Below are 12,070 nucleotides of genomic sequence, written 5' to 3'. Positions count from 1 at the left end.
GGAAGAGGAGAGCACATCTCCTCTTTTGAGCATTTTAGCGAGATTACTCGTCGTCGCTTTTATTGGTCAACCCAAAGCGTTTTAACAGCAACCACTCCAGACCAAAAATCACGATTAGCGCTACACAGAACCAGGTGAAAGCGGTCGTTGATTCCACGCCAGGCATCCCACCAATATTGATACCAAGCAGGCCGGTTAAGAAGCTGGTTGGTAAGAAAATGGTCGCAACAAGAGTAAATAAATAACTGTTTTTATTTGTTTTTTCATCTCGGCTATGTTTGATCTCGTCTTGGAACAGCGCGACTTCTCCAAGATAAAATTCAATCGTTTCGTTGATGCGCGTAATGTTGTTGTGCGCGAATCGATACTGATGAGGTCTGGAGAGCACTAAATCAGAGTTGGATTCAAGCAGGTCCCGAATCGCGTATTGTTGTGGGCGAATAAAACGCTTGATGGATATTAGTGCCTTTTGAGCTGAGATATGTTTGTAGGTTGACTCGTCATTAACATCAAAGTGATTCAGGGTTTCTTCAATGGTGTCTAAGTAATCGTCAATTTTGCCATTCAACCCTTCAATGATTTGATTGAGCAAGCTTGCGAGACTTTTTGGTCCTTTCTGCTCAGCCAACGCCTGGCGAATTTCCATGATTGCGCGTGATGGTATTTTTCGTGTTGAAATGAGCGCGCCTTGAAAATACAGAATGCGGATACTCAGCATATCTTCAGGAGCGGCATTTTCATTCATGTTGATGCCACGCAGGATCAGCATGAAATTTTCATCGTCCAGAGGGTGGAATGACGGGCGGCTCTCATCTGCGAGTAAATGGTCGACGGTGGCTCGAGGAACCTGATTGCTCTCTAGCCATTCGCGAATACCTGGATGTAACCTTTCACAGTGGTACCAGTGCTTGGCTTTTATCTCCTGTGATGTCGTTGATTCTTGAGTTGCTACCGGGGTCGAAAAATCCCAATGCTCAATCATAAACCCCATATTCTTTTCCTTATCATGAGATTACGTGCAGTAAACGTCTGTTAAATGAGTATGATTGCATTTCAATTGAAAAGTCTACGAAAAGTTTGTTTGTCACTGCTGAAACAAAAAAGCCTGCTGGTAGCAGGACAATATTGTTCGCTTAACTTCTGTTCAATTGAACAAGTCATCCTGAACAGCGATGAAGGAGCGTGATTCAGGATCTTCTTACTGAGTTTGCTGATGCTGAAGGGGTAACCTCGGCTACGAGCCACAAGTAAGAAGATTCCTGATGTCGCTAAGGCTCCTCGGAATGACGGGAGTGATAGCAGGCTTTAACTTGGGTAAGTGATGTTTAACCAACTTCACAAAGATTGACAACGTTTTGCTGCAACTTGTCTTTTAAGTACTTTGCCAACGAGAGTTTTTCTTCGTCGCTCATGTACAGGCCAAGTTTTGTTCGGCGCCATAAAATGTCTTCGTCAGTGAGTGCCATTTCATGGTTCATTAAGTAATCAATTTCTCGTTGATATACGCCGCTTGCTTGTGGCGAGAAAGTTTGTCCTAAATCGGCCATGCTCACAGCATCCGCCATTAGATCCCACGTCTGAGTACCAAACTGAGTCACATAACGCAGAATCAGTGCTTCTGGTGCCCACGAGTACTTGGCATGAATTTGTTTCGCCAGTTGCTCGCGGCTACAGCTGAAATTTCCGCCTGGCAAGGCTTGGTTTGCTGTCCAGTTAGCGCCCATTTGTGGCAGGAACGGAGCCAGCTTTTTCATCGCGGCTTCGCCCAGTTTGCGGTAGGTCGTTAACTTACCGCCGAACACTGACAACAGTGGTGCCTGGTCGTATTCTGCATCTAGCTCTAAGGTGTAGTCTCGGGTGATCGCTTGTGGTGAGTCTGACTCATCATCACAAAGCGGACGCATGCCACTGTATGTCCAAACCACATCGTCTCGAGTTAGCTGGTGGACAAAGTGCTGGTTAACAATATCGATCAGATAATCGACTTCGTCATCAGTGATCGCCACTTCTCGTGGATCGCCTTTGTACTCTACATCTGTTGTACCGACAATAGAGAACTTGTCCAGGTACGGGATCATAAATACGATACGGTTATCTTTGTTTTGCAGGATGTAAGCCTGCGGCTCGTTGTGGATTCGGGGAACCACTATGTGTGATCCTTTGATTAAACGAATATTACGCGGCGACGCTTGATCTAACCCTTCATCAAAGAACTGTTTAACCCAAGGGCCTGCGGCGTTAACCAGCGCTTTCGCTTTACGTTCAAAACGTTGATCTGTCATGACATTATGGATCGTGACATGCCAAATATTGCCTTCTCTATGGGCTTTTTCTACTCGGCAGTAGTTACGAACTTCTGCATGGTTTTCACGCGCAGCAAGAATATTAAGTAAAACTAAACGCGCATCATCGACCCAACAATCTGAATATTCGAAACCCGTTTTGATTTCTGGTTTTAACAAGCCTGATTTTGCAAGATTAACCGTTTTACTTCCCGGTAGAGTCGTACGTTTACCCAAGTTATCGTAAAGGAATAAGCCACAGCGGATCATCCAGGCCGGGCGTAAAAATGGACGATGGGGTAAACGAAAACGCATTGGCAAAGCGACATGAGGTGCTTTACGAAGAATGACTTCACGCTCAGTGAGCGCTTCCGAAACCAAACGAAACTCATAATGTTCAAGATAGCGTAAGCCACCATGAATCAGCTTAGAACTTGCTGAAGAGGTTGCAGATGCAAAGTCGTTTGCTTCATATAAGCCAACACTCAACCCACGGCCTGCAGCATCGGCTGCAATACCAGCCCCGTTGATGCCGCCACCAATAACGATCAAGTCTAAAGTAGTGGATGAGTCTGTCGTGGAAGAATTTTTTTGTATACTCATAAATTTGACCTCTTGGTGAGCGAACGAGCATTTTAGAACATGATTTAATCGTATCTCAGGTTTCGTTTTTGGTCACTACTTATTTTCGTTTTTGAGCGTTTGTGTGATTTGGGCACAAAAAAACCTCTGTCTAATTAAGGCAGAGGTCATTTGAAGGTTCAAGTTTGAGCGATTTATTTATTCCGGCTCACCTATCAGGCTGTTGGTTTTAACCACTTCAAGAGGAATAGATGCTTCTCTTAAGATGGCCAGAATCTCTTCGGGAGGCTGCTTGTTGGTAAATACCATGTTTAACTGCGCAATATTGCCCAGTTTCACCATTGCATTACGGCCAAACTTAGTGTGGTCAACTGCGAGAAATACGCTACGGCTATTGTCAATAATCACTTGCTTCACGCGCACTTCATGGTAATCGAAATCCAGCAATGAACCGTCGAAATCAATGCCACTGATACCGAGAATGCCAAAATCGAGACGGAATTGTTTGACGAAGTCTAATGTTGCTTCGCCGACAATACCGCCGTCGCGGCTTCGCACCTCACCGCCAGCTAAGATGACCTTGATCTCTGGGTTAGGGAACAGAATGGTCGCGACGTTGATGTTGTTGGTTACAACACGAAGCTGTTTGTGGTTTTTGTTGAGCGCACGAGCAACCGCTTCGGGTGTCGTTCCAATATCTATAAATAAGGTCGCGCCATCAGGAATGTGCTTTACCACTTCTTCTGCAATGATGTCTTTTTCATTGAAATTAAGTGCTTTACGTGTGTTGTAGGATGTATTTTCAGAACTTAGGGGAATGGTAGCGCCACCGTGATAACGACGAATTTTGTTGTCGTCTGCGAGTTCATTAAGATCGCGTCGAATCGTTTGCGGACTGACATTGAATCGCTCTACTAACTCATCAGTGCTGACATAGCCTTGTTTTTTCACCAGTTCAACAATCTGTTGGTGTCTTGGTATTTGTTTCACTTACCACTCCCTTGTGCACTGGTTTTCGCCAATGCTTCAAATTCGAAAATAGAAATTCGCGCTATTGTGCTCGAACTCGTTCGTTATGAGAAGTAAAGCGACCAAGGAATCGGGGGTAAGACGCAAAAAAGAGCGCTCGGATGGCGCTCTTCGTTCTTATTGATGAAGAATTAATCTTCGTCGTCGTGAAGCTCAGACCAGGTTTGAGCACATTTTACTGCACGCTTCCAGCCTTTGTAGCGACGGTTACGTTTTTCTTCGTCTTCATGAGGTTCGAACGTACGATCGATGACGGCTTTACCTTGCAGTTCGTCTAGGCTGTCCCAGTATCCCACGGCCAGTCCCGCCAGATATGCGGCACCCAAGGCTGTCACTTCGGTGACTTGCGGGCGAAGTACCTGTGTATTTAACACATCAGCCTGGAATTGCATTAAGAAGTTATTTGCAACGGCTCCACCGTCTACACGGAGGCTTTTAAGCTTGATTCCTGAATCGGCTTGCATCGCATCCAGTACGTCGCGCGTTTGGTAAGCGATACCTTCCAAGGTTGCACGAATAATGTGGTTGGAGTTTACGCCTCGAGTCAGGCCAACAATAGTACCACGTGCGTATGCATCCCAGTATGGAGCACCAAGACCTGTAAATGCAGGAACGACGTACACACCGTTTGACGTGTCCACTTTTGTTGCGAAGTATTCAGAGTCTTCAGCGCCGTTCAGAATCTTAAGTTCATCACGCAGCCACTGAATGGACGCGCCGCCCATAAATACAGCGCCTTCCAACGCGTATGTAGGTTCGCCTTTTGGACCACATGCCAGAGTAGTGAGCAAGCCGTGGGTAGAAGTAACTTTTTCCTGACCGGTATTCATCAGCAAGAAACAACCCGTACCGTAGGTGTTTTTTGCCTGACCCGCTTTTACACACATCTGACCATAAAGTGCGGCTTGTTGATCACCCGCAATACCAGCGATAGGAATACGTGTTCCGCCTTTACCACCAAGGTTAGTTTGACCATATATTTCAGAAGAACGTTTTACTTCTGGCATCATTGACGCAGGAATACCGAGTTCATCCAGTAGTTTCTGGTCCCAACATAGGTCGTTGATATTAAATAGCATCGTACGAGACGCGTTGGTGTAATCTGTTACGTGTACACGGCCTTGAGTCATTTTCCATACCAGCCAAGTATCAATCGTACCAAATAACAGTTTGCCCGCTTCTGCGTCTTCACGCGCGCCTTCTACATTATCAAGAATCCACTTCACTTTTGTGCCGGAGAAGTACGGGTCAAGCACTAGGCCTGTGTTATCACGCACGTAGTCTTCTAACCCGCGGCGTTTTAAATCTTCACAGATTTCTGCGGTGCGGCGACATTGCCAGACGATGGCGTTGTAAACCGGTTTGCCCGTTTCTTTGTTCCAGACAACTGTAGTTTCACGTTGGTTGGTAATACCAATGGCAGCTAATTGGTCGCTTCGGATGCCTGACTTAGCCAAAGCCTCAACCAATGTCGAACTCTGAGTCGCCCAAATCTCCATCGGATCGTGCTCAACCCAACCTGCTTGAGGATAAATCTGAGTAAACTCACGTTGAGCAACGCTAACGATGTTTGCGTCATGATCAAGAATTACTGCACGAGAACTTGTTGTGCCTTGGTCTAGGGCAACAATGTATTTTTGCTCAGTCATGGTAAGAATCCTTTTGTTCTGTTATTTACATTTTAGTAATTAGTCAGTGGTTAAGCTCGAGCTTCTTCGGTCTCTTCTGTGTCACATTGGTTAGGAATAGTACAACCGTGACCCTGCTGCGGAAGATAAGCTGCAATCGCTTTCGGGTATAGCCAACCACCAAAGCAGGCACCTGCAATTGGGGCGAGGAGCGGAACGATAAAGTACGGGATATCTTTAGCGCCGGTCAGAGCATAATCCCAGCCAGCAAAGTAGGCGAACAGTTTTGGTCCAAAGTCACGCGCTGGGTTCATCGCAAATCCCGTTAGTGGGCCAAGTGAGCCACCAATCACCGCGATAAGAATACCAATCAACAGAGGATTCATAGCCCCACGTGGCGCGCCATTACTTTCATCACCCAGCGCCAAAATCGCAAACATCAAAACGGCGGTAATCACGAACTCCACCGCGAAAGCACCAGAGAATGAGAGAGAAGCGTGTGGGTAGGTCGAGAAAATTCCCGCCGTTGCTAAGGCCTCTTGGCTACTACGTACGAAATTGTGTGCGATTTCATAATCAGTAAAGAGGTTGGCGTACAAGCTGTAGACCAAAGCAGCAGAGCAAAACGCACCGAGTAGTTGAGCGATGATGTACGGCACTACTTTCGCTTTATCGAAGCCGTGGAACATGGCAAGTGCAATGGTGACTGCCGGGTTAATGTGTGCGCCTGAAACGCCGGCAGTACAGTAAATTGCGATGGTTACACCTAATCCCCATACTATGCTGATTTCCCATTGTCCAAAAGAAGCGCCGGTTAGCACCAAAGCCGCAACGCAGCCAACGCCGAAGAATATGAGTAGTCCCGCACCGATAAACTCGGCCAAACATTCTCCGAGCAGAGAGGGGTGTTTGTTGGTAGTCATGTTAAGAGTCCTTTAGTTGTTTTTGTTTATCTAGCACGACATATTGTGCACACAGTATGCGCTTTCGAAAATAAACGAACATTAAAAATGAGCGTTTGAGCATAAAAATGTTAACCAAACACTTCGGTTTTGTTAAATGACGCATCTTTTTATCAAAAAGGAAAACTCGTTAGAAAGGTTATATGATGCTTATGGAGTGTTTCATCGCTCAAGTTACCCGTGTGAAAACTATTGCTCAACTGGTAAGAGAAGTTTTGTGACGCTGCTGTGTAAAAGGTGATTTGTTGGTCAGATTGTGCATGCTATATAACCCAAAATAGTTAGATAACGTAAAGAATTACAAAGGATTAAAAACGAACCGTGCAAGGTGAAAGGAAATAAGGAACTAATCTACTGGAATGGAGGGGGAGGTGATTACGGCTCTCAATAGACCACTTTTTACTTACCTTCATTGAGCGTTTTCGAACCTTACTTTCGTTTGAAAATTAGTATCTGAATTTCTGTAACAATAGTTATTAGTTACTATCCAACGAACTTGAGTTGCTTAGTCTGATCGGAAATTGTGTATCTGACTTACGCTCTGTTGGGCGAACGCGCGCATCACGAGCAAAAAGAGCGCGAAAAAGGAAGCGCTAGCGTAATATTTATTTAAAGAGGCAGTGGAATACTGCCTCTTCGCTTTATCAAGGAAATAACAATGAAAACAACGTCAGTTTGCCTTACATTTTTGGCGCTTAGCTTATCTGCTGGAGCGATTGCAAAACCTCTTGTGATTGCTCACCGAGGCGCATCTGGCTATTTACCAGAGCACACCTTAGAAGCCAAAGCGCTTGCTTATGCTATGAAACCCGACTACATCGAACAGGATGTGGTGATGACCAAAGATGATCAGTTAGTGGTTTTACATGACCATTATCTGGATCGAGTTACCGATGTCGCTGAACGTTTTCCGGATCGTGCGCGTAAAGATGGCCGCTACTATGCGATTGACTTTACGTTGGCAGAAATTAAGTCTTTGCGAGTAACAGAAGGGTTTAATATCGACGATAACGGCAACAAAGTCGCTGGATACCCAACTCGATTCCCAATGTGGAAATCCGATTTTACTGTCCCGACGTTCGCCGAAGAAATTGAGTTGATTCAAGGGCTCAATAAAACTTTGGGTTACGACATCGGTATCTATCCCGAAATCAAAGCACCTTGGTTCCATCGTCACGAAGGGAAAGACATTTCTAAAGCAGTGCTGAACGTATTGAAACAGTATGGTTACGACTCGCAAGACGACAAGGTGTATCTACAATGTTTTGATGCGAATGAATTACAGCGCATTAACAGTGAACTGATGCCTGAGATGGGGATGGATCTGAAGCTCGTTCAGCTTATGGCTTACACCGATTGGAACGAAACCATGGTCTTCAATGGCGATACTGCAACGCCGTACAATTATGACTGGATGTTTGAAGCGGGTGGTATGAAGAAAGTCGCCGATTATGCAGAAGGTATTGGCCCTTGGAAACCGATGCTGGTAGATGATAAATCTACCCAAGGCAACATCATGATCAAACCTTTGATGAAAGCCGCAAAAGACGCCGGTTTACAGGTTCACCCTTATACTTTCCGCGCTGATCCAGGACGTATTCCAGTTTACACTGATAGCTTCGAAGGCATGATGAATATCTTCTATAATCAGGTAAAGGTTGATGGTTTGTTCACGGATTTCCCTGACAAAGCGGTAAGCTTCCTGAATAAGTAACAGATATCGCAAAGTTGCAGAAATAAAAATCCCCCGACAGTTTCCTGCCGGGGGATTTTTTTAAAGACTAATTCAAAAACAGACTATTTGTTTTTACGGATTAGTTGTTTTTAACAGATTAATTATTTTTGTGTAGTTCACTGTTCAGTTCAACCGCGCTCTTGTTTGCAAGACACTCGATTTGACCAGTCACAGAGTTACGACGGAATAGTAGGTCAGATACGCCAGCAAGGTCGCGAGCTTTAACGATTTCTACTTCGTTACCTTCTTTGTCCAGCATACGTACTTTAGTACCTGCTGTTACGTATAGGCCAGATTCAAGAGTACAACGGTCACCTAGTGGGAAACCAAGACCAGCGTTTGCGCCTAGTAGTGAGTTTTCACCGATAGAAACCACAACTTTACCGCCGCCAGATAGGGTACCCATGATAGATGCACCACCACCGATGTCTGAACCGTTACCTACCACAACACCTGCAGAGATACGACCTTCAACCATGCTCACGCCTGTTGTACCTGCGTTGAAGTTGATGAAACCTTCGTGCATAACGGTTGTGCCTTCACCAACGTGTGCGCCAAGACGTACACGAGATGTGTCAGCGATACGAACGCCAGTTGGTACAACGTAGTCCACCATTTTAGGAAACTTGTCGACACAATCTACGCTTAGTGTGCGACCAGCAAGACGAGCTTCGATTTGACGCTCTGCCAGTTCTGGTAGGTCGATTGGACCTTCGTTTGTCCATGCGATGTTGTGCAGCAGGCCGAAGATGCCATCCAGTACTGTGCCGTGTGGCTTAACCAGACGGTTAGAGATAAGTTGTAGTTTCAGGAAGCCTTCTGCAACAGATTGTGCCTGTTCATCAGATGCAAGGATAACCAGTACAAGAGGTTGTGCTGATTCCGCTGCTTTGGTCGCGAATGATGCGTTTGCCGCGTCACCGTTAGCTTCAAATGCAGCCGCTAGCTCTGTGCTCTGTGCAACAGAGATCTCGATAGCTTGGTTGCCTTGCTCGTAACCAGCTACTGCTGCTAGTGCGTTTACTAGTTCGTCGCTTGGGTTAAGAACTGGGTTTGGAAAAAACGCTTCGATGATTTTACCGTCGCGGTTTTTAGTTGCCGTACCGAAGGCTAGAGAAAAGAAAGCCATAGTTGATCTCCGTCTGTTGAGTCTGGTCTCGTCTGTTCGCTGACAAGAATCTAATTAAGTTGATAGTCATCATAAAGACACTATTGGGGAGTTTAAAGAGGGTAATGGGATAAAGTCCGTAGATGGATACCTTTTGTCTTTTGAGAGATATCTCTGTCTGATGAGAAATGTGTCGTAAACTAAACATTCAGCTTGAACGATAAGATATCCAAAGCCCTGAAATTAAAGAAGCCAAGTCAACAAAAGACATGGCTTCGTGAACTAACAAGTTACTCGGATATTATCCATGTAGAAGATCGGAGTTACTTAACTCTTACCAGTTCAGGTTGTGCATATTCCCAACTAGTCGTGTAGTCATTCAGTGATTTAATCATGTAGATTTCTCCGCCATCAGCGACAAAGGCAAACTGAATATGCTCTTCGTCTTCTCCCCAAAAACCTTGACGATTGGTTGCAGAAAAAGTCTCAGCTACCGTGTTGCTCGCTTTGTCAATCACACGGAGCTGGCGACTTTGCTCACCCTCAGCAATTACATACTGACTGCCTGTGTCAATAAACGCAGTGATTGATGGTTTGTAAGTGCCACTTAATTCAGATAACGGAAGTTGACCTGCCCACTTCAGATCTAAGTGGTTGCCATCTTTTAGCGTATAGTAGTTGCCGTTGCCGTCGATATAGTGTTCACCTGCTTTATCAAACCAGAATACTCCTCCATGCGAATAGTCACCATGGTACTCATCTTCGGTATTCGGCAAATTCCATTGCCCAGACTCAACGAATACGCCGGTAAAACTTTGTGGCGAAAGGTTGGCCTCCAAGCCTAATAATACGTCCCCGTTACTGCCCAGTTTAATATCAGGGGAATACCAGTCGACTCCTTCAGAGATCTCACTACTTTTTGTGGAAATATCGATCACTTCTAGGTTTGAACCCGCAGCAAATAGATCATTACGACGTACTGCAATGCTTGGAGAGTTATAACTCGTCGAGATCTGTTGGCGGGTCGGCGTTGCTAGATCTACTGAATTAAAATCAAATATCTCAGCTTGATATTCAGTGGCGACAACAACGCGACCTTGTTTGGCAAGAGTATCAACAGTCAGAGAAACAGGTTGGTTAGAAAGGCTAAAGCTTTGTGTCTCACCCGTTGCTAAATCATATACATACAACTGATTAGTTGGTGAATCTGAAGTCATCACTAACAGGTTTAAGCCTGGAACGTAAGCCGCTTGTAACACTTCATACTCGAACTTCAAACGCTCGCTCACTGCCAGCGCGTTACTTGTAGCTGGCGTTGGTGCTTCAATCACAAAGTCCATTGGCACCTGAAGTGGGCTACCTGCTACAGGGTAGTCACACTGCTCGTCATAACATATATTGAGTTCTAAATCGCCACTATAATCGCCAACAGTAAGGTTATGTGGCAACTTTAAATCAATTAAAGCTGCGTATTCATCATAGGCTTTTGGTGCCAGAGAGAGCTGATTGACCCGCACTTCACCGTTTGAGCGTGATAGCTTGAGCTGATCGCCATGGTTACCGCGAAGACGGATGGTGCGCTGCTTGAGATTATTATCCACGAGAGCGTTTGTTGCCGCGTGGTAGTGGATCGTTTCATCCTCTAACAAGATCGCCTGTTCGTTGAGCTCAACACTATAGTTGATCGTTGCTTTAATTGGTGAGCCAGGAACATGCTCATTACAATACTCATCAAAGCAAGCCAGCATAGAAATCTGATGTTGGGTAGTGCCATTCCCTGCTTTGTAGCCGGGCTCTAGATCAATCTTCACTATCCCACCAGTGCTAGACGTAAACATAATCTCGGCGTATTTCACCAGCGGACTTTCTGAAGCAACACCCACATAGATCTCCTGTTTAGTCACCCCTTTTGAATCAAATTCGATATGTGTGGTTAATGGCGACATAGTATCACCGACGATATCTACCGTTGGTTGTGGGCTGAATACGCGAATATTATCGCTGCTATCTCCACCGCCGCCACCACCACAACCAGCCAAAAGTAACGCAAAAGCCAAAGAACTAACTTTGTACATAATTTCACCTCTCTGAAAAATGCCGACATTTTGTATTGCTAATTATTTAGCAACAACAAATGATTACCTTAAAAAGAGGTGACCTATACGATTTTCGAGGCATATCAATTAATGGATAGAATGTCACAATTTTTGAGGGCAGCTATCTAGCAAAATGCAGTGACTGCAGCCTGAAAAAAGGAGTTTTTATAAGGGCTTGGTTATTATGCTGTACGTATATTGGCGTGTGGGCTTAGAGCAAGTGAGGGCGACTTTAAATGTTTCATCTGTGAACAATCGGCATAAAAAAACGCCACAATATGCGGCGTAATTTTGAAAAGCCAGGCAAGCTTATGCAGCGTCTTCCTGTGTCTCTTCTTCGACAGCTTCAAGCTTTTTAGCTTTCTTAGGTGCAGGTCTACGTTTTGCACCCAGAGCGTAAAGGAGTTCTTCTTTATTGTGCGCAAGGAACATAGCAAGATCTTCTTGCTTACCTTCGTCTTCCAGAAGTTCACTTTTACCTAGCAGAGAGAATAGCTCGTCTGCCATATCCAGCATTTTGTCATATGCGTCAGCTTCCGCTTTAGAGGTAAAAGTCATTTTCTCTTCTCCATTGCGTTCTACCACGTACTTGACTATTACAGCCATGGTTAGTCCCCTAATTTGGTGAATTGATACTGGCTTTTTATA

Annotated in this window: 9 protein-coding genes; 1 reads left to right on the top strand and 8 read right to left on the bottom strand. The window is 45.1% G+C overall.

Annotation, left to right across the window (positions count from 1 at the left end; genetic code table 11):
- Positions 1-43 precede the first annotated feature (43 nt).
- The 5 genes from ACWYU8_RS03320 to ACWYU8_RS03300 form a co-directional block, all read right to left on the bottom strand.
- Complete coding sequence (locus tag ACWYU8_RS03320) at positions 44-991, bottom strand: CorA family divalent cation transporter (RefSeq protein WP_457517124.1); 948 nt, start codon at positions 989-991, stop codon at positions 44-46.
- Between the two features lie 334 nt (positions 992-1,325).
- Positions 1,326-2,885: a glycerol-3-phosphate dehydrogenase gene (glpD, locus tag ACWYU8_RS03315; RefSeq protein ID WP_457517122.1), complete on the bottom strand. Its 1,560-nt coding sequence runs from the start codon at positions 2,883-2,885 to the stop codon at positions 1,326-1,328.
- A 177-nt stretch (positions 2,886-3,062) separates the two neighbouring features.
- Positions 3,063-3,854 carry a DeoR/GlpR family transcriptional regulator gene (locus ACWYU8_RS03310; protein WP_457517120.1) on the bottom strand — a complete coding sequence of 264 codons (792 nt, stop codon included), beginning with the start codon at positions 3,852-3,854 and terminating at the stop codon, positions 3,063-3,065.
- Positions 3,855-4,024: 170 nt separating this feature from the next.
- Positions 4,025-5,542, bottom strand: a complete 1,518-nt coding sequence (gene glpK, locus ACWYU8_RS03305) for a glycerol kinase GlpK (protein ID WP_457517118.1) — start codon at positions 5,540-5,542, stop codon at positions 4,025-4,027.
- A 50-nt stretch (positions 5,543-5,592) separates the two neighbouring features.
- Positions 5,593-6,444: an MIP/aquaporin family protein gene (locus tag ACWYU8_RS03300; protein ID WP_457517116.1), complete on the bottom strand. Its 852-nt coding sequence runs from the start codon at positions 6,442-6,444 to the stop codon at positions 5,593-5,595.
- Positions 6,445-7,141: 697 nt separating this feature from the next.
- On the opposite strand from ACWYU8_RS03300, the gene glpQ reads away from it, so the two are divergent.
- A complete protein-coding gene (gene glpQ, locus ACWYU8_RS03295; RefSeq protein ID WP_457517114.1) occupies positions 7,142-8,197 on the top strand; it encodes a glycerophosphodiester phosphodiesterase in 1,056 nt (351 codons plus the stop codon).
- 118 nt (positions 8,198-8,315) lie between these two features.
- Here glpQ and dapD read toward each other — a convergent pair whose 3' ends face one another.
- From dapD to ACWYU8_RS03280, 3 genes are all read right to left on the bottom strand, one after another.
- On the bottom strand, positions 8,316-9,347 hold the full coding sequence (gene dapD / locus ACWYU8_RS03290) for a 2,3,4,5-tetrahydropyridine-2,6-dicarboxylate N-succinyltransferase (protein ID WP_457517112.1): 1,032 nt from the start codon (positions 9,345-9,347) through the stop codon (positions 8,316-8,318).
- 302 nt (positions 9,348-9,649) lie between these two features.
- Complete coding sequence (locus ACWYU8_RS03285; protein WP_457517110.1) at positions 9,650-11,401, bottom strand: PKD domain-containing protein; 1,752 nt, start codon at positions 11,399-11,401, stop codon at positions 9,650-9,652.
- A gap of 330 nt (positions 11,402-11,731) precedes the next feature.
- A complete protein-coding gene (locus ACWYU8_RS03280; RefSeq protein WP_457517108.1) occupies positions 11,732-12,028 on the bottom strand; it encodes a YebG family protein in 297 nt (98 codons plus the stop codon).
- Between the last annotated feature and the right edge of the window lie 42 nt (positions 12,029-12,070).

Source organism: Vibrio limimangrovi, from assembly GCF_054064025.1.
Note: the sequence above shows the minus strand (reverse complement) of the source record. Positions and strands in the feature narration are given on the sequence as shown.